Raw genomic sequence first — 24,870 nt, 5'->3', positions numbered from 1 at the left:
CTTACCCCTTTTGGCCATTCTTTTTATGGTCCAGGACTTCATTGAACACTTGCTCCCACAACCCTGAAATCCGGCGCATTGAGAAACGGTCACGAACATCAATTGCCCGCTTGCCCAACTCCACCTGTTTGGCCTGATTGAACATGAGGGCCGACAAATGGGCAGCCAGGGCCTCCTCATCTTCGGCGGGTTGCACCAGCACACCATCCAGATCGGGGCGAATGATTTCGCGAGGTCCGGTATCACAATCGAAGGCCACACTGGGCACGCCACAGGCCATGGCCTCAAGCAGGCTGTTTGACAGGCCTTCCGCGCGCGAACTCAACACGTAAATATCCACCATCCTGGACCAGGCAAGCATATTCCCGGCCCTTCCCGGCATGGAAATACGCTCATTCATGCCGGCCTCTTCAAGCTGCTTTTGCAACGCGTCCCGCTTGTCACCCTCACCCAAAATAACCAAATCCCATTCGGGATGCAAATGGGCAATAGAGGCAAAGGCATTGATTAACAAATCGAACCCTTTGTCATGATGCAAGCGCCCCACCCCCAGCAAAAGCTTGCGACCTGGTGCTTTTTCATATTGAATAGCCGGTTCTTTATTTTCAAGCGGCCAATGCACCGCATTGGGTATCACGGCAATATTCGATCCAGGTACATGCTTCTCAAGCCACGCTTCTGTCCCGTGAGTCAGGGCAATCACCTTGGAAGCCTTGGGGTAGGTATAACGACGCAGTTTTTGCCACAGGCCGGACAGTGTTTGGGACGGTGGATGGGTATGTTCGGTCGCAATCACATGACAACCCGAGATGCCCGAAGCAGCCAAAACCGCCAGAATGGAAGAGGTTGTCATGAAACCAATCACGATATCAGGACGGTGACGCCTGATTTCCCGGCGCAAAATATAAACTCGCCGCAAATTGGCCATAACCCCCTTAAGGCCAGCCGTATTCAGGCAAATCCGCTGCACCTGTTTATTCAACTCATAAGCATCTTCAGAGTCATCGGTCTGGGTCACCAGCAAGACATCATGCCCATTGGCAATCCAGCGTGCGGCCAAATCAACCGCCACCCGCTCGGCACCTCCTCCTCGAAGTGAATGAATAAACAGCATGATTCGCAAAGGAGGGGTTTTCGTATGCATCTCGAAAGACATATTTAATTCAGGCTGAAGAAGTTTTTTTTGTCGCGCCATATTTCAGGACCGCAAAAAAATAACAGAGATAAGACAACAAATACATGAGACTTGTCGCCAGCATAATGCCTTCGGCGCCCATTACAGGAGCAAGTATGACATTCATACATGCCTTTAATGAAAAATTGCCAATGGCAATAATGGCCATCAGTTTATAACGGTTCTGGCTGGCCATTAACTGAACCAGGATCAATACGCCAAAATAAAAAGGCAATTGCAATAGCCCCCAGCGCAGCACCGAGGCCACTTTCATTGTATCTTGTGCAGTAAATGCCCCATTTTCAAACAGGAGCTTTACCAGCCAGGGCGCCAGAAACCAGCCAAACAAAACCGCTATCGTACCCGCCATTAACATTAAAGCCGACCATTTAAGCGCCATGGTACGTGCCTGGGCGGGGTTGCCACGACTTTGCACATCGGCCAAGACCGGCAACGCTGCGCGGCCCACTGAAGCGGCACCGATCCCGATAACCAGCGACAGCAAACGGGTTGCATAACCCAGGGTTGCATTGGCATTATCGCCCAGACTGGCTGCCGCCATTTGATCAAGCGGCCCAACAAAACTCATGGCGACTTGCCCAATCAGCATAATACCGGCCGCATTCAGCAACATGGGCCACTGCGGTGATTGCAAACCCGGTCTGGGCCAGCGCCAATGAGCACCATCCGCCTTGCGTGCCAGCGCGGATAACCATATTGCCTGCACCAGATAACCCAGCAATGTACCCCATAGTAGCGGATAAACGCTGGTATTACCCGGTGTTATCAGGATAGCCAGCAGAATCATTAGGGCAGGTATACTGTCCAACAGGTTATTGATGTGCCGCTCGTGGGCCCGCAGTCGGGAAGTACATACCCCTATAACCAGCGTAAGCAGGACAGCAGGCGCAAAGGCTTGGATCAGCTCGCTACTGGCCTGTCTGGTTTGCTCACTTAAGTTGCCACCCGTATATTGCAAAACTTCTGGCCAGAAAAAATAGGTACCCATGGAAAGCAGTACTCCCAGCACCACAATCCAGCCCTGCAATTCACGAATAAAACGGGAGCGCTCATGCTGGCCGGCATACCGAACCTTGACCAGCGTAGGGATAAGAACGATTGAGAAGGCACCCACCATGGTTACCGGTAACCAATTGGCCATGGTTAGGGTGAACTGGTAAGCATCCACGACATCGCTTACCCCGTAACGGTGAGCCACCGCAATTTCCTTGATGGCACCGGCCATTTTCCCGATCAGTAAAAAGAACGCAACGCGCATTGCCCCTTGGGCAATACGCTTATGATCGGGGTGCAGGCGGTTAAGCCTGATACGAAGCTGCTTCAAAAAAAGACTATTTCAAGAATTGAATATACCAGGGCATAGCGGTTTCAATACCCTGAAGAATAGTATGGCTGGGCGCATAGCCCAACTGCGCCTGTGCCTTGCCGATATCCGCCTGTGAATGACGCACATCGCCCTGACGAAAATCACGGTAAACCGGTTGTTTGTCATACTGAATACCATTGGCAGCCAAGGTGGCAGACAAGTAGGAAAACAACTCATTCAGGCTGGTTCTTGCATTAACCGCCACGTTATACACCTCGAAACCACTTTCAGGCATATTGGCCCCCGCCAGCAGATTGGCCTGTACGGCATTATCCACAAAGCAAAAATCACGGCTGGTTTCACCATCACCATTGACCAGGACATCTTCACCCTTGATCATGGCAGCCGTCCATTTGGGAATGACGGCTGCATAAGCGCCATCAGGATCCTGGCGTTTGCCAAACACATTGAAATAACGCAGGCCAATTGAACGGAAACCATAGGTACGGGCAAAAACACTGGCATACAGCTCATCGACATACTTGGTTACCGCATAAGGCGACAAGGGATTGCCGATTTTATCTTCCACTTTAGGCAAATCGGGGTGATCACCATAGGTGGAGCTGGAAGCTGCAAACACAAATGAAGTGACCCCCGCATCACGGGCCGCCACCATCATGTTGAGAAAGCCGCCAATATTCACTTCATTGGTGGTAATGGGATCATTGATGGAACGCGGCACCGAACCCAAGGCTGCCTGATGCAACACGATATCCACACCTTCACATGCCTGGCGACAGGTTTCCAGGTTGCGGATATCTCCTTCGATAAAATTGAAGTTGCGCCATTGCGAGTCGGAAACCTGGCTCTGGACTTCATCAAGATTATGCTGATAACCGGTTGCAAAGTTGTCCAGCCCAACCACTTTCTGATTAAGCCGCAAAAGCGTTTCCAGCAGGTTGGAGCCGATAAAACCGGCACAACCGGTTACCAGCCATGTACGGGGCTGACGCTGTAAATCGGCTTTCAACATTTCAAATGCCTGACTCATGCTTTATTTTCCTTTTACCCAATTAAAGACGAATATCAGCCTGTTCTGCCGTTAACACGTATTTCAGGTCGTACAGAACATGGACAGGTTTGCCCAGCGCACGAATCGCCTCTGCACCCATTTCCACAAACTGCTTATGGGAAACGGCCAGAATGATGCCATCATAAACACCCTGCTGAACCTGGCTGACAGGAGTCACACCATACTCGCGCTGCGCTTCCTGGGCATCCACCCATGGATCGTACACATCGACATCCATATTGTATTCATCCAACTCCTTAAGGATGTCCACCACCCGGGTATTGCGCAGGTCGGGGCAATTTTCCTTGAAGGTTAAGCCCATTACCAGCACTTTGGCACCCTGGACCTGGATGCATTTTTTCGTCATGGCCTTAACCAGCTGGGCCACCACATAAGGCCCCATGCTGTCGTTCAGGCGACGACCGGCCAGAATAATTTCAGGGTGATAGCCAATGGACTGGGCTTTGTGGGTTAAATAATAAGGATCAACGCCAATGCAGTGACCGCCCACCAGACCGGGCCGGAACGGCAGGAAATTCCATTTGGTGCCCGCCGCTTCCAGCACGGCCTCGGTATCAATACCCATTTTATTGAAAATAAGCGCCAGCTCATTGATGAGCGCAATATTCACGTCACGCTGGGTGTTCTCAATCACCTTGGCGGCTTCGGCCACCCGAATGCTGCTGGCCTTATGGGTACCGGCAACAATAATTTCACGGTATAACTGGTCAACCACCTCGGCCACTTCAGGCGTGGAGCCGGAAGTGACTTTCTTGATGGTGGAAACACGGTGTGCCTTATCGCCCGGGTTAATGCGCTCGGGGCTGTAACCGGCAAAAAAATCCACGTTGTACTTTAAACCAGAGAATTTTTCCAGCACCGGCACACAATCTTCTTCGGTGGCACCGGGATAGACCGTGGATTCATAAATGACAATATCGCCTTTTTTCAGGACCTTGCCAATGGTTTCACTGGCTTTTACCAATGGTGTCAGATCGGGGCGCTTGTATTCATCAATGGGAGTGGGCACCGTCACAATGAAAGTATTGGCCTTGGCCAGATCTTCCTGATTGGCACTGAATTGCAAGTGTGGTGCTTCGGCAAGTTCTTCGCTGCTGACTTCCAGCGTGTGATCCTGTCCGCCCTGCAGTTCGGCAATACGGCTTTGGTTAATATCAAACCCCAATACCGGCCTTTTTTTGCCAAATTCAACCGCTAAAGGCAATCCTACGTAGCCCAGGCCGATAACTGCCAATTTAATATCTTGAACTTGCACGAATTTCTCCCAAAGGAATAGCTAAATAATTTTGCAGAATTTTTGATTGTAACAATCAGGGTTATCCAGAAAAACCAGAAACCCAAGATGATGAAATATATCTTTTGCGAATGTCATCGTTTACGTGAAACCGAAGGCAGCAACAGCCAGCGTGGACAACGCCATGCGACCAGGCGTGAATAAAGCCAAATATATACCGAAGAAAAAACCAGCATACTGATACAAAGCAAAACCGCGTCATCCCAGAAAATGGTGGCAGGCACCAGACCAATCAAGGTAAGCACCCACAGATAAGGTGAGGTCAAGGCATTACACAAAGCCGGCACGGCATCACGCCCCGTACGGCTGAAAGTGACCCGTACCAGGCGACGAAAAATAAGCTGATGCAAATGCAAGGCATCGGGCTGGTCAACCGGAACCCCGCGTTTGAAGCGACGTCGCCAAATCGAAAACAGGGTTTCGAAGACAGGATAAAACAACACCGCCAAAGCATAAAACGGCGATACCGATGGATTGCGTATGACCAGCAATACGGCCAGTTCAGCCAGCATGAAGCCAATAAAATAGGCGCCACCATCGCCCAGAAACACCCGACCGAAAGGAAAGTTCCAGACAAAAAAACCAACAATGGAAGAGGCCATGGCCAGCGCAATGGCAAAAATCGCCAAATCATTGACCTGGTAAGCAACCAACGCAATAGAGCTGGCCATGAGCATGGCAACCATGCCCGCCAAACCATTCATGCCATCGACAATATTAAGCGCATGCGTGCAACCGCCCACCGCGATCATGGTAAACAAAAGAGAAACGGGCCAGAAAGACAGGATAAGATCTATAAATGAAAAGCCTACCCGGCTGACGCCACCAAAAAACCACCAGGCAATCGCAGCCGATGCAAAAGCGGCCAGCAAGCGCTTGCCCGAACCGATATCTTTGGTAATGTCTTCTAAAATACCTGCCACAAATACCGGCATGGCAGCCACGAACAAGGCAGGCCATAACCAGTTAAGGGTGGTGTTGTCGGGACGGCCCAGCACCAGCAATCCGGCCAATGTACCGGCAAATACCGCCAGCCCGCCAATGCGGGGGGTTGATCGCTTATGCGTGGCCTGTGGTTTATTGAGATCATAGTCTCCGGTATAGGCACCATGCCACCGTTCGGACGCAACGATGAGGCCGCCCACCATAAAGGCCACTATGCTGATATATAAATATTGCCAAGTAAAATTCAAAGTAAACCCAAGGCGCAAAAAAACATTCAGGACTAATGACAAACCAAAAGGTTCAGTTTAAACCCGATTTTGGCATTAGCAATAAAACAAATCCGAATCATACAGGAAATAATAGATATCCCTTATTTATTTTAAATCCGAAATGAGTTATTGCTTATTGTATAGCGAACAGGCAAAAAAAATGCCCAAAATCTTGCGATTTTGGGCAAAATCCACCAAAGGAGGAGGGTGGAGGAGACAACCTTGGCATGACTGCTTTCTTGAAGCGCACATTAGAATGTTTTTTTAATTCTTAATGTGTTTCGTCATCCGATGTAGTAACTATAACCGAATTTCATGGTGCAATGCAAGAAAAATTACAGGTAAACCCTAAGAAAATCGTAACGAATGTTGTAAAAACAACAAAATTCACACGCGGTAGGCCAAAGTCGTCATGATTTTTGACATAAAACGCATGGCCTGTTTGACAGGTGCCGGCAATTCTTCAGCTCCATTAACCTCGGCCGTGGTCCTGTGCCCTATTTCATCGTCACGCATCTGTGTCACGATTTTACGTGAACGCTCATCCTGTGCAGGTAACGATGCCAGGTGTGACTCAAGGTGCTGCTCAACCTGTCTTTCCGTTTCTGCCATGAAACCCAGATTTTTGGGCACGCCAGCCACACTGGCCATGACACCCAGCGTAAACGAGCCGGCATACCACAAAGGATTCAACAGGCTGGTATGGCTTTTCAGCTCTCCAAGCCGATCATGACACCAGGACAAATGATCCACCTCTTCCTCGGCGGCATGCAGCAATACCTGCCTGATCTGCGGGTCTTTGCACATGATTGACTGACCGCGATACAAAGCCTGGGCACATACCTCTCCCACATGATTGACCCGCATCAAACCGGCTGCATGCCTTTTTTCAGCCTCACTCAACTCAGGATCAGTCACATCAGGCTCACCAGCCGGATTGGGACGGGTGGCCTGTGCCGCCCCCGAAAGCACCTCAAGCGCCTTGTTAACTTCGATAAACAAAGTATCAAGCCCTGATGGCTGTCGACGGAAAGCCGGTTGCGTTCCTGTGTTAGTGATGTTCTGTGTCATAACAATCTCCGGTAATACTGAATGGTTCGGAATTCTAGCCATCTATTTTAGCCAATTGAAACCCGCCTGCCCCCCCAAACCCGTCAACATCCCTGTTTATATCTTGCCTTTTCCAATATAAGCACCACAACTGCCTTAAACTTGACTCGTACCCATCGCCGACTGACTCAGTCCTGTCTTTTCTGCTAGCGGAGCCAAACTGCCCGCTCCCATGCGGCCCAATCAAGTAGAATGACAGGTATCTCACCAACAAATTCCGGCAAGGCCTCTTGTTCTTGCGAAAATCGTTATTTCAGGACTCTTAACATGCAGTGTACCGTTGAATGGAATGGCCCCGAGGGCATGCTTTTTGTTTCAAAAACCGGCAGTGGCCACGTTACTGCCATGGATGGCGCCCCCGAAGGAGGCGGCAACAACCTGGCCCCTCGCCCAATGGAAATGATACTGACCGGTGCCGGTGGCTGTGCCGCCTACGACGTGGTACTCATCCTGAAACGTGGCCGCCAGGACATCTCCCACTGCAGCGTCGCCATTACAGGCGAGCGGGCCGATACCGACCCCAAGGTTTTCACCAAAATCCACTTCGTGTTTACCGTCAAAGGCAAAAACCTGTCTGAGAAAGTCGTTGAACGGGCCGTAAACCTGTCCCATACCAAATACTGCTCAGCCGTTGCCATGCTGGAAAAAACAGCCGAAATCACGCACGAAACCAAAATCCTGGAGGCTTGAGTCATGCGTCAATACGAAGACCTCATGCGACACGTCTATGAAAACGGCGCCAGCAAAACTGACCGGACCGGCACCGGCACCCGTTCGGTCTTCGGTTATCAAATGCGCTTTGACCTGTCCGAAGGCTTTCCCATGGTCACCACCAAAAAGCTGCATACCAAAAGCATCTTCATAGAACTGCTCTGGTTCCTGCGCGGTGACGCCAACGTCAAATGGCTGCAAGAACGCGGTGTTAGCATTTGGGACGAATGGGCCGATGAAAACGGCAACCTTGGCCCAGTTTACGGTGTACAGTGGCGCTCATGGCCCACCCCTAACGGTGAACACATCGACCAGATCAGCCAGGTTATTGAACAAATCAAAAACAACCCCGATTCACGCCGCCTGATCGTGTCCGCCTGGAACGTGGCAGACATCGGCAAAATGAAGCTGCCTCCCTGTCACGCCTTCTTCCAGTTTTACGTAGCCGAAGGAAAATTATCCTGTCAGCTTTACCAGCGCAGTGCCGACATTTTCCTGGGCGTTCCCTTTAACATTGCCAGCTACGCCCTGCTCACCCACATGGTGGCCCAACAATGCAACCTGGAAGTTGGCGAATTCATCTGGACCGGCGGCGACTGCCACCTGTACAGCAACCACCTGGAACAGGTCGAACTGCAACTGTCTCGCGAACCCTTCCCCTACCCCAAACTCAACATCAAACGCAAGCCTGCATCCATTTTTGAGTACGAGTACGAAGACTTCGAAATCCTGGATTACCGGCACCACCCCCATATCAAGGCACCCGTGGCCGTTTAAACAGGCACAAGACAGCAATAAACAAGCATTAATCCAGTAAGAAACACCCAAGCACATGACCTCTTTAAACATCATCGTCGCCTACACCGACAACCACGTCATCGGTAAAGACAACACCATGCCATGGCACATCCCGGGCGACCTGGCCAACTTCAAAAAAACCACCGTGGGCAGTCCCATTATCATGGGCCGTAAAACCTGGGAATCCCTGGGTCGCCCCTTGCCTGGCAGACGCAACATCGTCATCACGCGCAATCAGGACTACCAGGCTACCGGTGCGGAATGCGTCCCTACCCTTGAAACAGCCATCACCGCCGCCACCGCAGACGGCGTAGAAAATGTCTTCATCATCGGTGGCGAACAAATCTTCCGCTTAAGCCTGGACCAATGCGACAAGATATATGCCACCGAAATCCACGCCAACATTGAAGGCGACACCTACTTCCCGGCCCTGGACAAAACCCGCTGGAAAGAAACCAGCCGGCAAACCCAGCCCCAAGAAAACGGCCTAAGCTACGACTTCGTCATTTACGAAAAAGCGTAACTGACTGGTTGCCAATAACGTGGGAACTGGGGTTTGTGTGTAACCACCCGGGACTGGGATGGTGCACACAACCACCCCGTCAGGCTTCGCCTGCCACAAATCTGAAAACCATCCCTTTCAAGAAGAAACCACCCGCCCAAAACAAAGAAAAGCGGATTCATCGTTCAGGTGCAGCGAATCCGGCGCGTAGCGGCGTCAGAGCAAACCTGAATGATGAATCCGCACCTTTCAAAAAGAACGGGCTCAAATAACTAAAGACTCAAATCACCAAAATCAAACATAGTCCTTAAGCGGCGGACAAGTACAAACCAGATTCCGATCCCCATAAGCATTATCCACCCGCGCCACCGGTGGCCAATACTTGCCATCCGATGACACCGAATACGGATAAGCCGCCTCGGTACGGGAATAACCATGTTCCCAAACATCCGCCACCAGCATCTGCGCCGTATGTGGTGCATTCACCAGCACATTATCCTGCGCATCCACCTGCCCCTTCTCGACCTGCTCAATCTCCTTGCGAATCGCAATCATCGCATTAATGAACCGATCCAACTCCCTCAGGCTCTCCGACTCGGTCGGCTCAACCATCAGCGTACCCGCCACCGGAAAACTCATCGTGGGCGCATGAAAACCATAGTCCACCAGACGCTTGGCCACATCATCCACCGTAATCCCGCTACTTTCCTTAACAGGACGCAAATCCAGAATACACTCATGGGCAACGCGCCCATTACGTCCCGAATACAATACCGGATAATAAGGCGCCAGCCGCTTCGCAATATAATTCGCATTCAGCAAAGCCACCTCGGTCGCCCGTTTCAGGCCTTCGGCCCCCATTAAAGCGATATACACATAAGAAATGGGCAAAATACTGGCAGACCCGAAAGGTGCCGCAGACACCGGCCCCATCAACGCATGGTCATCACGATGCCCCCGCTCATCCAACACACCTGGCAAATAGGGCGCCAAATGGGCACGCACCGCAACCGGCCCCACACCTGGCCCACCGCCGCCATGCGGAATACAAAACGTCTTGTGCAAGTTAAGATGAGACACATCGGAACCGAACAGGCCTGGCTTGGCCAGCCCCACCATTGCATTCATATTTGCACCATCCAGATAAACCTGCCCGCCTGCCTGATGCACCAGTTCGCAAATCTCGGTAATCGCCTCTTCAAACACACCATGCGTAGAGGGATATGTCACCATCAAGGCCGCGACCCGATCACCCAGCTTTTCCAACTTCACCTTAAGATCACTCACATCCACATTGCCATTTTCATCAGTCGCAACCACCACGACATCCATGCCCGCCAAATGCGCCGAGGCCGGATTGGTGCCATGCGCAGACGCGGGAATCAGACAAACATTGCGTTGATGCTGGCCATTGGCCTGATGATAGGCACGAATCGCCAAAAGCCCTGCATACTCTCCCTGGGCCCCTGAATTGGGTTGCATACTAATCGAATCGTAGCCCGTGACCTCACACAAGGCATGCGAAAGACGATCAAGCAGCTCCTGATAACCGGCCGCCTGATCGCGCGGTGCATAAGGATGCAGGTTTGCAAACTCGGGCCAGGTAATGGGCATCATCTCTGCCGTCGCATTCAGTTTCATGGTGCAGGAGCCCAATGGAATCATACTGCGATCAAGAGCCAGATCTTTATCGGCAAGGCTGCGTAAATAACGCAGCATATCAGTTTCGGAATGAATACTGGAAAAAACCGGATGCGACAAAATGGCAGACTGCCTGGCCACACTATTGGGCACAAAAACATCCAGTTCGGCATAAAGCCCGGCCACATCTGGCGCTGCCCTGCCAACACCGGCTGCAATCACATTCACCAGCTGCTGAAGATCTTCAAGCGTTACCGTTTCATCCAGAGACACCGCAAAACTGTCATTGTCAGGCTGACGCAGATTGATTTGCGCATTCAGGGCTGCCTTGATCACCTCAGCCGCCAAGGCTGTTTTTACCTGCAAGGTATCAAAGAAAGTATCGTTAACCGTACTCAAGTCCAGTCGGGCCAGGGCTTCTTTTAACACCAGCGTACACACATAAACCCGCTGCGCAATCGCACGAATACCATTAGCCCCATGATAAACCGCATACATGCTGGCCATTACCGCCAGCAGGACCTGGGCCGTACAAATATTGGACGTGGCCTTTTCACGGCGAATATGCTGCTCACGGGTTTGCAAGGCCAACCTTAATGCCGGGTTCCCCTGGGCATCTAGCGAAACCCCCACCAGGCGACCGGGCATATTGCGCTTGAAGGCATCTTTACAGGCCATGAACCCGGCGTGTGGACCGCCAAACCCCAAAGGCACCCCAAAGCGCTGCGCACTGCCAACGGCAATATCGGCATGCCATTCGCCGGGGGCTTTCAAAATGGCCAGGGCCAGCAAATCGGTAGCGACGGCAACAACCGTGCCTTTTGCCTGCAGGGCCATGGTCAGACTGGCGTAATCAAGTACCCCGCCAAGACTATGCGGATACTGCAGCAATACCCCAAAACAATCCGGGATATCTTCCAGCTCATTGCCACAAACCACCTCTATCCCCAGGGCTTCGGCACGAGTACGAACCACCGCGACGGTTTGCGGATGACAATGCATGGACACAAAAAACACCTGGCTTTTGGATTTTGATACCCGCTTTGCCAAGGTCATGGCCTCGGCAGCAGCCGTGGCTTCGTCAAGCAAAGAGGCATTGGCCACCGGCAATCCGGTCAGATCAGCCACCATTGTCTGGAAATTCAGCAAGGCTTCCAAACGGCCCTGGGAAATTTCAGGCTGATAAGGGGTATAAGCGGTATACCAGGCCGGATTTTCAAGAATGTTGCGCAAAATCACATTCGGCGTGTGTGTGCCATAGTAACCCTGCCCGATATAGTTCCGATACAGTTTATTGCCCGATGCAATACGCTTGAGTTCAGCCAGCACATCGGTTTCACTGCGGGCATGATCCAGCACCAGAGGGCCTGCCAGACGAATACCCGCAGGCACAATTTCCTCAATCAGGTCATCCAGGCTTTCAGCCCCGATAACAGACAGCATTTTTTTCTGCTCGGCCTCGGTAGGCCCTACGTGTCGACCAATAAACGCCTGGGACACATCCTTATGTGTACGCAACATATCTTTATCCCATAAAAATGGTGATTATTCAGCCTGCTCCTGATAACCGGCGGCATCCAGCAAGGCTTCAAGATCTGCCGGGTTATTGGGCTTTATCTTGAAGATCCAGTTTGCGTAAGCGTCTTCGTTGATCAAATTGGGCTCCTCTTCAAGGCTTTCATTAAAAGCCACAATTTCACCATCAACAGGCGCATAAATATCTGAAGCGGCCTTGACCGACTCAACCACTGCCGCTGTTTCACCGGCCTTCAGGGTATCACCCACATTCACATCTCCCACATAAACCAGATCACCCAACTGATCCTGTGCATTGTCGGTAATACCGACCAGGAATACGTCACCTTCTGCCAAAACCCATTCATGAGTCTTGGTATATTTACGATCGGTAGGCAAATTCATTGATTAATCACTCCTGATTGACAAATTTATTTATATATAACAAACACGTTTTAAACGTAATATTGACACTGATTTGTTCAAGATTTCCAAGACCCGTGAGCCGCAAAACCGCCGGATCAAGACACTAATGGCTTGCCATGTCGCACAAAAGGCAAGGCGCACAAGGTTGCCGGCAGCCATTTGCCACGCAGCTCCACCTGGACCGGGTCACCGGCCTGAACGCCTTCAGGCAAACGGGCAAAACCGATGGAAAATCCTAAAGTGGGTGACATGGTACCACTGGTAATCTCGCCCTCGCCCAATTCGGTCCTGACTTTCATATGAGACCGCATCACACCGCGCTCATTCAGCTTGATGCCCATAAAAGCATTGCGCTTTGGATCCTGGGAAATGGCCTGGCGGCCAATAAAATCACGGGCTTCGTCTTTAAAACTGACCGTCCAGGCCAAACCCGCCTGGGCGGGCTGGATGGTTTCATCCATATCCTGACCGTATAAATTCATGCCGGCCTCAAGGCGCAAGGTATCACGGGCACCCAGGCCACACGGTTTTACCCCCTGAGCCAGCAGATCATTCCAGAAAGCCACCACCTGTGTGGCAGGCATCACGATTTCAAAACCGTCTTCTCCGGTGTAGCCGGTACGGGCCACCATGAAATCCGGCTCAATAAAGACCGCTGTAAAAGGTGTCAGGGATTCGGTTTGCGTTTTCAGGCCGGAACGGACATTCCAGACCTTCTCCCGGGCATGCGGCCCCTGCACGGCAATCATGGCCAGGTCATGACGGGGTGTAATCACGACCTGCCCTGGCCCCTCTTGTTGAGCCTGCGCCTGCAGCCAGGCCACATCAACCCCGGCCCTGCCGGCATTGACCACCAAACGCCAGTTATCAGGCGCAAAGAAATACACAATCAAATCATCAATCACCCCTCCTTCGGGGTTGAGCATGCAACTGTATAAAGCCTTACCTGGAACAGTGAGCCTGGCCACATCATTGGCCAGCACATGGCGCAAGAAATCAAATGACCCCGCCCCGGAAACATCGATATTCAACATGTGGGAAACGTCGAACATCCCCACGGCATTGCGCACCGCGTGATGCTCTTCGATTTGTGAACCATAGGACACCGGCATGTCCCAGCCGCCAAAATCCACCATTTTGGCGCCCAGCGAAACATGCGTGTCGTGCAAAGGGGTAAATTGAAGATTTTCAGATGACATGGGGAAACCCTGATTGGTATTTTATTGATTGGCAAAGAAACTGCCCGGATATGGCAAGGCCATGCAAATAACTACCTGAACCTCCCATTTCTGAAAATTATATTACTAATTAACGGCAATAAATAAGCTGTTTTCTAGGTATTTACCAGAACTGCCCACCAGACTGATTCATGTTACAAACTAACCTCCTGGTTTTACCAAGTACCAATCATTTAACGGGTCTACGTATTTTTGTCATATCACTATCATGAAAAGTCTGTTAATGTAGACCCGATTACAACCAAAAGGAGCCAACTATGGATAATGGTTTTTATGCAACCCTGATTGCTGAATCAAAGACAAACCCCGGCATTACCGTTATTGAAGATGCCCGTATCCGTGGTGGAGATGCCAATTATCTTTACTCTGGAACCATTCAGGCCACTACACCTGATGAAGTGGTGGCCAACCTGAAAATCAAGGCCTATAAAGCCCAGACCAACGAAGCATTCGGCACCACCAACGATGCCTTTGACCTGTCCCTGACCGGTGTCAAAACCGAAACCGGCTTTGAAATGACCGGCTACTCACCCAGTGGTCGTGAAATCAAAATTGCCGCCACCAAAATAGCCAATATAGATTTATAAACTTTTTGGCCAAGCCTTGCAGGCTGCTTGTTTTCAAAGATTAAAGCACCTGCCCGCAGGCCACTCCGGATGCCCAGGCCCACTGGAAATTATAACCACCCAGCCAACCTGTTACATCAACCACTTCACCTATAAAATACAGGCCTGGCAGTTTTTTGGATTCCATGGTTTTCTGATCCAGCTCTGCGGTATCCACCCCCCCTTTCATGACTTCGGCTTTTTTATACCCGGCCGTACCAGTTGGTATTAATTGCCAGTCATGAATCAGGGTGGCCAACTCTCTTATTTTTTTGTCGGGCATATCAGCCAGGCGCGTATCATGGGCAATGCCCAGGTTTTCAAGCCAACACTCTGCCAGCCGTTTGGGCCACATATTACCCAATACGGTTAACAACTGCTGGCGGCTGCCCGATTTCTTTTCAATCAATGCAGACTCAAGATCCTGCTCTGGTTGCAGATCAAGCATGATGGGGCTGCCTGGCTCCCAATAGCTGGAAATCTGTAAAATGGCAGGCCCCGATAAACCTCGATGGGTAAACAGCAGATCTTCATGAAACTGCGGTTTCTTTTTACCGCTACCGGTCGCCACCACCGCTTCAAGTGACACACCCGCCAGCGTACTGAAACGCCGCCAGGTGTCAGCATCAAATGTCAGGGGCACCAGGGCCGGACGGGGCTCCACCACTTTCAGGCCAAACTGGCGGGCGATTTTCATGCCATAGTCACTGGCACCCAGCTGGGGAATGGCCATCCCGCCAGTGGCCACTACCAGCTTTGCGGCACGAATCGTTCCCGCTGATGTGTGCAGCACAAATGACTGCTCTTCCGGCCGTTGGATCTCATTGACGGTACACCCCATACGCCAGGCCACCTTGCCCAGATCACATTCAGTACGCAGAACATGAATAATGTCCTCACTGGAGTGATCGCAAAACAGCTGCCCCTTGTGCTTTTCATGCCAGGCTATCTTGTATTTCGCCAGCAGGGCCAGAAAATCCTGCGGAGTATAGGCCGACAGGGCCGAGCGGCAAAACCGGACATTGCTGGAAATGAACTGCTGGTAGGTGGTCCCCAGATTGGTGAAATTGCATCGACCACCGCCAGAGATACGAATTTTCTCGGCCAGCTTGGTGGCATGATCAATTAATACCACTTTCCGGCCACGCTGGCCGGCGACAGCGGCACACATCATGCCTGCCGCCCCCGCACCAATGATGGCAACGTCAAACACCGTACCGTTACTCATCAAGCTTCAGACAATCCACATACAGACGGGTATTGCCGTTTTTATCAACGTCAGTACCCAAACCATGAATGAACGTTTCAAAACCGGGGAATTTTGCGTTGAAAGAACGGGCAAACTGCAAGTACTCCACAATGGTTTTATTGAAGCGCTCGCCTGGAATCAACAGGGGGATACCCGGAGGATAAGGGGTTAACAAAACACCGGTTACCCTTCCTTCAAGATCATCAATGCTCACCCTTTCAACGTCCCGATGCGCCATCTTGTCGAAAGCATCGGATGGTTTGAGCGCGGGCACCATATCACTTAAATACACTTCGGTGGTCAGGCGGGCCACGTCATGATCCCGGTATGCCTCGTGAATCATCTGGCATAAATCGCGCAGACCCATATGTTCGTACTGCTTATGGTTCGCGCAAAAATCGGGCATGATACGCCACAGGGGTTGATTTCGGTCGTAATCATCCTTGAACTGCTGCAATGCCGTCAGCATGGTATTCCAGCGGCCTTTGGTAATGCCAATGGTAAACAGGATGAAGAAAGAGTACAGTCCGGTTTTTTCAACCACAATACCGTGCTCGGTCAGGTACTTGGAAACCAGTGCCGCCGGAATGCCGGTGGCATCAAAACTGCCATTGATATTCAGGCCCGGTGTCACAATGGTGGCCTTGATCGGGTCAAGCATGTTAAAGCCTTCGGCCAGATCACCAAAACCGTGCCATTCCTCGCCTGAACGCAGGAACCAGTCTTCCTGTGTACCAATATCATCAGCCACCAGACGGTTGGGACCCCATACCCTGAACCACCAGTCATCCTTGCCATATTCAGAAGCGACTTTACGCATGGCACGACGAAAATCCATGGCTTCGCGGATGCTTTCCTCTACCAGGGCGGTACCACCCGGCGGCTCCATCATGGCTGCCGCCACATCACAGGAAGCAATGATCGCGTACTGGGGAGAGGTTGAGGTATGCATCAAATAAGCTTCATTGAAGATATTGCGGTCCAGTTCGCGGGTTTCGGATTCTTGCACCACAATCTGGGAAGCCTGTGAAATACCCGCCAGCAGTTTATGGGTGGAATGCGTGGCATACACCATGGCATTCTTGCTGCGCGGACGTCCTTCACCAATGGCATGCATATTGTTGTAGAACTCATGAAAAGCAGCATGCGGCAACCATGCTTCATCGAAATGCAGGTTTTCAACCATATCACCCAGCCTTTCCTTGATCATTTCAACGTTATAAATAACGCCGTCATACGTACTTTGGGTAAGCGTCAGGATTTGTGGCTTCTTGTTAAGCGCATTGCGGGCAAACGGATTGGCCTCTATTTTCTTCATGATGTTTTCAGGCTCGAACTCCTCAAGGGGAATCGGACCGATAATCCCCAGGTGATTGCGTGTTGGACGCAAAAACACCGGAATGGCACCCGTCATGGTAATGGCATGCAAAATGGATTTGTGACAGTTACGGTCTACCACCACCACATCATTGGACGCAACGTTGGCATGCCACACCACTTTATTGGAAGTGGACGTACCGTTAGTCACAAAAAAGCAATGATCGGCATGAAAAATACGGGCCGCGTTTTTTTCTGATTCGGCAATCGGTCCGGTATGATCCAGTAACTGCCCCAATTCTTCGACCGCATTACAAACGTCGGCACGCAGCATGTTTTCACCAAAAAACTGGTGAAACATTTGGCCTACCGGACTTTTCAGGAAGGCAACCCCACCCGAATGGCCCGGGCAGTGCCAGGAATAAGAGCCATCCTGGGCATATTTAACCAACTCACGGAAAAACGGTGGTGGCAGGCTGTCCTGATAGCTGCGCGCTTCGCGGATAATATGGCGTGCCACGAACTCGGGCGTGTCTTCAAACATATGAATGAAACCATGCAATTCCCGCAAAATATCATTGGGGATATGCTGGGAAGTTCTGGTTTCACCGTACAGGTAAATCGGAATTTCAGCATTACGAAAACGCAATTCGCCAATGAACGACCGCAGGTTCTTAATCGCAAACGCAACGTCTTCTGGAGAATCCACATCAAACTCTTCGTCGTCAATGGATAAAATAAAGGCACTGGCCCGGCTTTGCTGCTGGGCAAACGAACTGAGATCCCCATAGCTGGTCACGGCCAGCACCTCTACCCCTTCCGCCTTGATGGCATCGGCCAGGGCTCGTACACCAAACCCGGAAGCACTTTCCGAGCGAAAATCTTCGTCAATAATAACGATGGGAAAGCGAAACTTCATTCGAAACTCCTTCACTCACAATACGGTGAGCAACTATTATGTTCTTGGCAGTGTTACGCCCTGTTGACCCTGATACTTGCCGCCACGGTCTTTATATGAAGTCTCACATTCTTCATCACTTTCCAGAAACAGCATTTGGGCACAGCCTTCACCGGCATAAATTTTGGCCGGCAAAGGAGTGGTGTTTGAAAATTCAAGCGTCACATGGCCTTCCCATTCGGGTTCGAGGGGCGTGACATTGACGATAATTCCACAGCGGGCATAGGTGCTTTTGCCCAGACAAATGGTCAGCACGTTGCGGGGAATCCTGAAATACTCCACCGTACGGGCCAGAGCAAAGGAATTGGGCGGAATAATGCATACATCACCCACAAAATCAACAAATGATTTTTCATCAAATGACTTGGGGTCGACAATCGTGGAGTTGATATTGGTAAAAATCTTGAACTCATTGGCACAACGGACATCATAGCCGTAGCTGCTGGTACCATAGCTGACGATTTTCTCACCATTTACCGAGCGAACCTGCCCCGGTTCGAAGGGTTCGATCATACCGGCAGCCGATGCCTCCCGGATCCAACGATCATTCTTTATGCTCATTGCCTTACTCTCAGTGAAATTGCACAAACCGATTTTGTCTTTCGCCAAAACCGGCTTCATAAATTGAATATAGAATTGTAGCCTTACCTGAAGACCGGCAACTCTGATTTCCCTCAATCCCGGAAAAAACGCCGATAGACAAATTCAATACCATTCGTTGTACCCACTTTTGCATCAACCGTTATATATCTGAACAGTTTATAACTGGCCTTGACTACCGTACCGGTTCCTGCCAAAGCCTGTTCCACACTGACAGTCACCCCATTGGCGAATTTCTTGCTGGCAACAAAAAACTGGGTTGACAAATTACTGGAAGAATCAAACTCCAGACCGGAGGCCACAGTTTGCTCAGGCAAAACACTGCCTGATTTGCCCAAGTCACCGGTACGCACGGCCACATCATCTATCCCCAATTGCCGGTAAAAAGGCTCACCACCCCCCAAGATGGATGACCCCACCGAAAACAGCAAGGCAATATCCCCACCGTTACTGTCAGGGCCACGCCCCATAATCAGCCAGGACAATTTTTCAACTTCGCTCACATCAGGATAAGAGACCAGCGTAATCCGTGGTCTTCTGGCCGTGCCCACCACTCGCAAACCGGCCTCTACCTCGAGACCGGTCCGGATGGCTTCAATATCCAGCACCGGATTTTCAATATTGCCCTGAAAGGTGATCCGTCCGCGACGAATTTGCAAACGCTGTCCATACGCCTCGATGGCACCACCACGGGTGCGAAATGCCCCTAATGCCGTCAGGCGACCATCTCGTTGAGTAATATTCAGGTCACCCACAAGACCCGAGTTCAGGCCCATGCCCACCAGATAAAACCGCGGCCCCAAATCAACCGTAAAATCCAGATTCAGGTTTGTGGTGGACTGACTTGGCACCACCTCTTTCTGGCCAGGCTGAAGCACAACCACGTCGCTATCCACCGTGGGGACAGTACCAAGAATATCAATACTGGCCCACCCGGCATCGACCGTTACCTTGCCATCAATATCAATATTAGGCAGGCTGGCATCAATATCAACACTGCCACTGACCATGGCAAAACGGTCAGCCCGTTGTACGATCGGATAATATTCAAGCACTACCTTGGCATTACCCTTGGCTGTCATCAGGTTCCAGCGACCGGTAATATTCATGCTGCCTTTCTGGGCCGGCGGGTTTTCTTCAATCCATTGCCGGGTACGCCACTCGGTTGGCACCACCCGGATGACCGAAGGAAAATGCAGGGTGTTGATCACAAATTCATTATTGCGGAAAGTACCATTAAGTGTCCCGTCCAGCAGGCGCACCCCATTTTCAATTTGCACAACCCTCACTTTATTGCCCGTTACCGATCCTGAGGTTGACCATTGACCCGATGTACTGCTTTGCGCCGTCATATCAAGATTGATACTGCCCCCCAGGTCAAGCAGCTCTCCGGTGAAAGCGGAAAGCCAGGCAATATCGTCCAGCCGGCCTTTAAGGGCAACGCTGGTCCCACCATTGATATCAGGCGTCATGCCATTCATGCGACTATTGACACGGGCTGTCAGGGTACCTTTGTCCCGGGTATCAATAAGCAGATCGGCCGATACCTGACTTTGGGTTCCTGATACCGGATTAGCCTTGACAGCCAGGGACATTTGCTTCAAACCCAATGCCAGGGGATTCTGAAGAGGAACCACGAAATCACCGCCAATCCGCTTCAGGTTGGCCGTACCTGCCAGGGTACCATTAAACTGCAGATCCCAGTCAAAATCAAAGAGCAGGTTTTCATCAACAGCCTGCTTCTTGCGATTGTCGACAATCCTCCCGTTGCTCTTCTTGTTGTTTTCCAACATACCCAGCACTTCCTGCATGTCTTTGACCAAAGCAGGATTAATTAAGAGGCGATTGATAGACCCCTTGCTGGCCCAGTGTCCATCCCGGCCACTGGCACCCTCTTGGTTGATCACCACTTCATGCTTGCCTGGCAGGCCAATCCTTAACTGGGACACACCCAGTTGCCACTCAGGCTTGCCCCCCGCCCCGGCAGGCAGGAGCATGGCCTCCAGCGGTTTTTCCTGATTGGCCGAGAATCCGGCATGTGAGACCTGGAGCCGCTCAAGGGTACCCTTCCAGCCATCAGCGCCCGCAGCCAGTTCTCCCCAGAAGCCCTTTAACCCTACATCAAAACCAACCGGTGCCCGACCCAATTCTGTTGACTTGCCCTGTGAAAACGTGCCTTTAAGCCCAAGCACGTGACTGGCAAGCGAACCATCGAGATTGCCATTCAAAACCAGGCTGCCCGGCAAACCTGGCCAGAAATCGGAAAACCGCGGAGCATTCACCGACAAGCTCAGTTTATCAGTGGCCTGCCCGAAAGCACCTGCTGACTTGATGGCACTGCCGCCCAACGTCAGGTTGATATCGGCCCTGGGAATGGTATAAACATGTGGATCAATCGCACCAACAGCCACACCACCGGATGAACCCAGTTGGCGCAACAGGGCAACATCAAACTTGCCTGCCAGTTTCTGCTTATTCCACTGACTGCCCTCGTCAATATCCCCTTTGACTGACACATTCAAAAGACCAACATCCGGAGACAGTTCCGAATCCAGCTCCAGCCTTGCCCCAACCACTGAAGAAGGAATAATGCCTTCAAGCAGTTTACCCAGCGCCAGCTTTTGCGTGGCCAATGAACCCAGAATACGATACGAGCGATTGGCCTCATTGGGCGTTACCGTTACCCGGGTTTGCAAGGCAGAGCCATCAGGAAGACTGACACTGATATCAGCATCATTCAAGTAATAGGCAGACAGCATATCGGCATTGATATTGGCACTCAGGCTTGATTTCTCACCCTGACCCAAAGCGCTCAGGTGGATAAGATCACCCTGGCCTTCACCACCCGGCTGCTGCGTGATATCCAGGCTTAACGCATGAAAATCAAGTGGTATCGGTGTGGCAAACGGCAAAACACCGGTACCATTGGTTCGCTCAAGATTCAAACTCCCCAGCAAGAACCGGTCAAAGTCCAAATTCCAGTCGGCATCCAGCACCACTTCCCTGCGTTCTTCTTTCTTTTTACCATTGGCGCTGGCCAGTTTTTGTTTCAGGGCTGGATCTATTAATTGTCTTACCTGATCAATCAGTTCAGGGCTAATGGCCAAATCCTTGATGGCTCCGCTGGTTTGCCATTTCCCGTTACTGCCCCGGGCCCCTTCCTGCAAGATGGACACCCGATGATCATCGGGCAATTCAAGGCTTAAGGCAGATGGACCAACCGTCCACTGCATATCACCAACCGCGGAAGGCATCAGCGAAAACGACAAAGGTGAAGTTTGCAACAGCCGGATACCGGCATGTTTGGCATCCAGTACGCCAAGGGTACCCACCCAGCTATTGCCTTCCCGGGCACTGGCCCAGCGTCCGCGAAGATCCAGATTCAGAGTGACCGGTGCCTTGCCAAGACGATTATCGGCGGCATCGGCATACATGGCCTGCAAAGCCAGCTTGTGATTCGGCAAATTACCATCCAGAACACCATTGAAATGAATGCTGCCCGGCAAACCTGGCCAGAATGAGGCCAGTGTGGGCGCATTCACATCAAGCGCCAACTGGCTGTGTGCCTGTCCAAAACCGCCCGAACCGGCTATCCGGTTATTGCCCTGCACCAGGTAAATATCGGTCTCTGACACGCTCAGGTTTTCATAATTGGCCCTGACCGCTTGCGGTGCTGAAGGATCAATACCAACCGGGGTGGACGCAAACAAGCCACTGGTATCAATACGGGTTTTCAAATGCCCGTCCAGGGGCTGATTGTTCCACCGGCTTGGCGGGCTGAAACGGGCATCAAGCACCACACTCCTGATTTCCTGTTGATCCAGCAAATCTATGTCCACACGAATATCGGTATTCAATAAGGCCGGGGGCACTGTGCCCGCCAGCAGTTTGTCCAGCGCCAGGTCTTGCATGTGTAACGTGGTACTGATTTTATCCCCGCTGTTTTCACCCTGGTTTTCATGCACCACGGTTTTCAGCTGCAGGCGGGAGTTATCAGTAAGGCCCAGGTTTACATGACCATCCCGTAAAGGAAAAGGCGAGTCCAGATCAAGATTCAGGCTCATATCCAGGGAAGACTTGTTGCCCTGCCCGGTAGCACCAATGACCATCAGTGGGGACTCATCAAGCTGATGGGTTTCTTTCACCCGAATCGCCAGGGTATTGAAGTCCAGAGGAATGGTTACCGCCAGTGGCAAAATGCTATCGCCTGCGGTACGCTGCAAATTGACCGTACCGGTCAAGGCCTGCACTTGCTGGAAATCCCAATTACCATCGTAAACAACATCGGCGATTTGTTTGGCTTTTGCAGCCACCGGTTTTGCGTCGTTTCCACCTGCCAGGGCCTGCTGGATATCAGTCATCAAGGAATGACTAAGCGTTAAATCAGAGAACGCCCCCTGTGTTTTCCAGCCACGCTGGCTGCCTTCAGACAACCGGTGCGCCAGGGTTGCCGGCTTGCCATTCAAAACCAGCTTGAATTGCGACGCCCCCACTGACCATTGCTTTTCCTGGTCACGGGCATCCGGGGCAAAATAAAGCGCCAACGCATCCTGCTGCTCCAGGCGAATGTTCGCATGTTGCAGCCTCAGGCCGGCAATATCACCCTGCCACACCGGCTGCCCCTGCTCATTTTGAATCAACGCACCGTTAAGGCGGGTTTCAAGACTGACAGGTGCCTTGCCCAGTTCCCTGACCCTGGATTCAGCAAATGTGGCTTTCAGAAATGCGCCATGCTTAGCCAACGAGCCGTTCACCTCTGCATTGGCGCTGCCGCTGCCTTCAAGACCCGGCCACAGGCTGGCCAATTCAGGCAGATTGATATCCAGCAACAAACGGCTGTCAGCATGACCAAAGCCGCCCGATGAGCGGATTTTATTTCGGCCCTGAACCAGATCAATATGCGCGTTGTCGATATAAATCGCATCGGCCGAAGACAGATTCTTAAGCTGCAAGTTGATATCACCCGACAAAGGCTGTCGGTTCCAGCGGCTGGCCGCATCTATCTTTGCCTGCACATCCAACTGATGCAACCTGCCCAGCCCGGCAAAGTCTGCCTTGAAGCCGAAACGGGCAGTTAACAGTGACTCCGGTACGGCACCGGCCAGCAGTTGATGCAAGGCCAGCTGATTACTCAGCAAACTGCCCTCCAGCCGGTCTGTACCCTCAATGCCCTGTTTTTCTTTCAGTTCGGCATTAAGCACCAGCGAAGCACCATTTTCAAGTGCCAGTGCCAAATGTGCATTTTCCAGGGGAACCGGTGCAAACAGGTTTAACACGGTATTGGCGTCCAGATTTACGCCCTGCCCACTTCCTTCCAGGGCAATATCCAGGCGCTCGGCCGAACCCTGTGCCTGCAGATCAAGATTAAAAGTACAACGATTGCCATGTTGCCCCCTGAATATGGAGGTAACCAGAAAACGATCCAGACAAATGGGGGAATCGCGGTTTTCACTGGATGTCATGGCCTGAAGATCCAGTTCCAATGGCCAGGGCGATTTGAGTTGGGTAATTTTAAGATTGCCACTTAAGTCACTATTGACCAGGTCATGACTGATATGCACGCTGTCAATTTTCCCGCTGGCCTGTTCCTGGTTAACCCGCAAATTGCTAACCCAAAACCCGCTTAAACCAACCGGCAAATGACTGCCATCGGCCTGCACCAGTGAAAAGTTGCCTATGCGAACGGTATCCACCTCTATGGTGACGGGCAGGCCCGGCATGGTAAAAGGCCCCGATTCCGTTTCTGGCTCTGGGGATGGCACCGGCAACAGGCGGATATCCAGGTCTCCCACTTCCATATGGGTCACTTTAAGACGCCGATTGAAAAGCTCCAGCCATTGAACCTGAACACGGGCATTGTTTGCCACCACGCTTACTTCAGGTGTATCAAGCACCAGCCGTCCAAGTTTAAGGCCGCGCCAGATTGTCCCCTCAACCTCATCCATTTCACCGCCCACCTGGGCGAGCACAGTACGCAAAGTCCATTTGCTGCCAGCACTGGTACCCAATGCCCAGAACAGAAAAGCGGCCAGCAGGAAAAGCACCACTAAAGGACTGGTTTTCCAGTTAAACCAATTTTTCAAATGCCCGCGGATCCT

General features: G+C 51.5%; 17 protein-coding genes. 4 read left to right on the top strand and 13 right to left on the bottom strand.

Going from position 1 to position 24,870, the window contains the following annotated elements; genetic code table 11:
* Window position 1: 1 nt before the first annotated feature.
* The 6 genes from KU392_RS12085 to coq7 form a co-directional block, all read right to left on the bottom strand.
* Window positions 2-1,156 carry a glycosyltransferase family 4 protein gene (locus tag KU392_RS12085; protein WP_246587464.1) on the bottom strand — a complete coding sequence of 385 codons (1,155 nt, stop codon included), beginning with the start codon at window positions 1,154-1,156 and terminating at the stop codon, window positions 2-4.
* A gap of 7 nt (window positions 1,157-1,163) precedes the next feature.
* Window positions 1,164-2,519: a murein biosynthesis integral membrane protein MurJ gene (gene murJ / locus KU392_RS12080; RefSeq protein WP_169295474.1), complete on the bottom strand. Its 1,356-nt coding sequence runs from the start codon at window positions 2,517-2,519 to the stop codon at window positions 1,164-1,166.
* A 7-nt stretch (window positions 2,520-2,526) separates the two neighbouring features.
* Window positions 2,527-3,552: an SDR family oxidoreductase gene (locus KU392_RS12075; RefSeq protein ID WP_169295476.1), complete on the bottom strand. Its 1,026-nt coding sequence runs from the start codon at window positions 3,550-3,552 to the stop codon at window positions 2,527-2,529.
* A 22-nt stretch (window positions 3,553-3,574) separates the two neighbouring features.
* Window positions 3,575-4,849, bottom strand: a complete 1,275-nt coding sequence (tviB, locus tag KU392_RS12070) for a Vi polysaccharide biosynthesis UDP-N-acetylglucosamine C-6 dehydrogenase TviB (protein WP_217735433.1) — start codon at window positions 4,847-4,849, stop codon at window positions 3,575-3,577.
* Window positions 4,850-4,962: 113 nt separating this feature from the next.
* Window positions 4,963-6,036: an MraY family glycosyltransferase gene (locus tag KU392_RS12065; RefSeq protein ID WP_169295570.1), complete on the bottom strand. Its 1,074-nt coding sequence runs from the start codon at window positions 6,034-6,036 to the stop codon at window positions 4,963-4,965.
* A 453-nt stretch (window positions 6,037-6,489) separates the two neighbouring features.
* A complete protein-coding gene (gene coq7, locus KU392_RS12060; RefSeq protein ID WP_169295478.1) occupies window positions 6,490-7,173 on the bottom strand; it encodes a 2-polyprenyl-3-methyl-6-methoxy-1,4-benzoquinone monooxygenase in 684 nt (227 codons plus the stop codon).
* A gap of 306 nt (window positions 7,174-7,479) precedes the next feature.
* Between coq7 and KU392_RS12055 the strand changes: the two genes are divergently transcribed.
* From KU392_RS12055 to KU392_RS12045, 3 genes are read left to right on the top strand one after another with little or no spacing between them, the layout of a single operon-like run.
* On the top strand, window positions 7,480-7,902 hold the full coding sequence (locus KU392_RS12055) for an OsmC family protein (RefSeq protein WP_169295480.1): 423 nt from the start codon (window positions 7,480-7,482) through the stop codon (window positions 7,900-7,902).
* A 3-nt stretch (window positions 7,903-7,905) separates the two neighbouring features.
* A complete protein-coding gene (locus tag KU392_RS12050; RefSeq protein ID WP_169295481.1) occupies window positions 7,906-8,700 on the top strand; it encodes a thymidylate synthase in 795 nt (264 codons plus the stop codon).
* Window positions 8,701-8,755: 55 nt separating this feature from the next.
* Window positions 8,756-9,244, top strand: a complete 489-nt coding sequence (locus KU392_RS12045; RefSeq protein WP_169295482.1) for a dihydrofolate reductase — start codon at window positions 8,756-8,758, stop codon at window positions 9,242-9,244.
* Between the two features lie 273 nt (window positions 9,245-9,517).
* Here the strand turns inward: KU392_RS12045 and gcvP are convergent, their stop codons facing one another.
* From gcvP to gcvT, 3 genes are all read right to left on the bottom strand, one after another.
* The gene (gene gcvP / locus KU392_RS12040; protein WP_217735432.1) at window positions 9,518-12,385 is read right to left on the bottom strand and encodes an aminomethyl-transferring glycine dehydrogenase; all 2,868 of its coding nucleotides are present in this window, start codon (window positions 12,383-12,385) and stop codon (window positions 9,518-9,520) included.
* Window positions 12,386-12,409: 24 nt separating this feature from the next.
* Window positions 12,410-12,784, bottom strand: a complete 375-nt coding sequence (gene gcvH, locus KU392_RS12035) for a glycine cleavage system protein GcvH (RefSeq protein WP_169295484.1) — start codon at window positions 12,782-12,784, stop codon at window positions 12,410-12,412.
* A gap of 116 nt (window positions 12,785-12,900) precedes the next feature.
* Window positions 12,901-14,004, bottom strand: a complete 1,104-nt coding sequence (gene gcvT, locus KU392_RS12030) for a glycine cleavage system aminomethyltransferase GcvT (protein WP_169295485.1) — start codon at window positions 14,002-14,004, stop codon at window positions 12,901-12,903.
* A 296-nt stretch (window positions 14,005-14,300) separates the two neighbouring features.
* Here gcvT and KU392_RS12025 point away from each other — a divergent pair, with 296 nt between their 5' ends.
* On the top strand, window positions 14,301-14,630 hold the full coding sequence (locus KU392_RS12025; protein WP_169295486.1) for a GrlR family regulatory protein: 330 nt from the start codon (window positions 14,301-14,303) through the stop codon (window positions 14,628-14,630).
* Window positions 14,631-14,670: 40 nt separating this feature from the next.
* Here KU392_RS12025 and KU392_RS12020 read toward each other — a convergent pair whose 3' ends face one another.
* From KU392_RS12020 to KU392_RS12005, 4 genes are all read right to left on the bottom strand, one after another.
* Window positions 14,671-15,876: a BaiN/RdsA family NAD(P)/FAD-dependent oxidoreductase gene (locus tag KU392_RS12020; RefSeq protein WP_169295487.1), complete on the bottom strand. Its 1,206-nt coding sequence runs from the start codon at window positions 15,874-15,876 to the stop codon at window positions 14,671-14,673.
* On the bottom strand, window positions 15,869-18,133 hold the full coding sequence (locus tag KU392_RS12015) for an arginine/lysine/ornithine decarboxylase (RefSeq protein WP_169295488.1): 2,265 nt from the start codon (window positions 18,131-18,133) through the stop codon (window positions 15,869-15,871). Before KU392_RS12015 ends, KU392_RS12020 begins: the two co-directional genes overlap by 8 nt.
* Window positions 18,134-18,169: 36 nt before the next feature.
* Window positions 18,170-18,733 (bottom strand): dCTP deaminase, encoded by a 564-nt coding sequence (dcd, locus tag KU392_RS12010; RefSeq protein WP_169295489.1) that lies wholly within the window; start codon window positions 18,731-18,733, stop codon window positions 18,170-18,172.
* Between the two features lie 113 nt (window positions 18,734-18,846).
* Window positions 18,847-24,855: a translocation/assembly module TamB domain-containing protein gene (locus tag KU392_RS12005; RefSeq protein ID WP_217735431.1), complete on the bottom strand. Its 6,009-nt coding sequence runs from the start codon at window positions 24,853-24,855 to the stop codon at window positions 18,847-18,849.
* Window positions 24,856-24,870 lie beyond the last annotated feature (15 nt).

The sequence above is a fragment of the Advenella alkanexedens genome (genome assembly GCF_019132845.1).
Taxonomy (GTDB): Bacteria; Pseudomonadota; Gammaproteobacteria; order Burkholderiales; family Burkholderiaceae_B; genus Advenella; species Advenella alkanexedens.
This window is presented reverse-complemented; position numbering and strand designations above follow the sequence as displayed.

Coding starts and splice junctions, on each gene's coding strand:
- KU392_RS12085 (WP_246587464.1), bottom strand. CDS start 1,156: ATGTCTTTCGAGATGCATACGAAAACCCCTCCTTTGCGAATCATGCTG.
- KU392_RS12075 (WP_169295476.1), bottom strand. CDS start 3,552: ATGAGTCAGGCATTTGAAATGTTGAAAGCCGATTTACAGCGTCAGCCC.
- KU392_RS12065 (WP_169295570.1), bottom strand. CDS start 6,036: ATGGTGGGCGGCCTCATCGTTGCGTCCGAACGGTGGCATGGTGCCTAT.
- coq7 (WP_169295478.1), bottom strand. CDS start 7,173: ATGACACAGAACATCACTAACACAGGAACGCAACCGGCTTTCCGTCGA.
- KU392_RS12055 (WP_169295480.1), top strand. CDS start 7,480: ATGCAGTGTACCGTTGAATGGAATGGCCCCGAGGGCATGCTTTTTGTT.
- KU392_RS12050 (WP_169295481.1), top strand. CDS start 7,906: ATGCGTCAATACGAAGACCTCATGCGACACGTCTATGAAAACGGCGCC.
- KU392_RS12045 (WP_169295482.1), top strand. CDS start 8,756: ATGACCTCTTTAAACATCATCGTCGCCTACACCGACAACCACGTCATC.
- gcvP (WP_217735432.1), bottom strand. CDS start 12,385: ATGTTGCGTACACATAAGGATGTGTCCCAGGCGTTTATTGGTCGACAC.
- gcvH (WP_169295484.1), bottom strand. CDS start 12,784: ATGAATTTGCCTACCGATCGTAAATATACCAAGACTCATGAATGGGTT.
- gcvT (WP_169295485.1), bottom strand. CDS start 14,004: ATGTCATCTGAAAATCTTCAATTTACCCCTTTGCACGACACGCATGTT.
- KU392_RS12025 (WP_169295486.1), top strand. CDS start 14,301: ATGGATAATGGTTTTTATGCAACCCTGATTGCTGAATCAAAGACAAAC.
- KU392_RS12020 (WP_169295487.1), bottom strand. CDS start 15,876: ATGAGTAACGGTACGGTGTTTGACGTTGCCATCATTGGTGCGGGGGCG.
- KU392_RS12015 (WP_169295488.1), bottom strand. CDS start 18,133: ATGAAGTTTCGCTTTCCCATCGTTATTATTGACGAAGATTTTCGCTCG.
- dcd (WP_169295489.1), bottom strand. CDS start 18,733: ATGAGCATAAAGAATGATCGTTGGATCCGGGAGGCATCGGCTGCCGGT.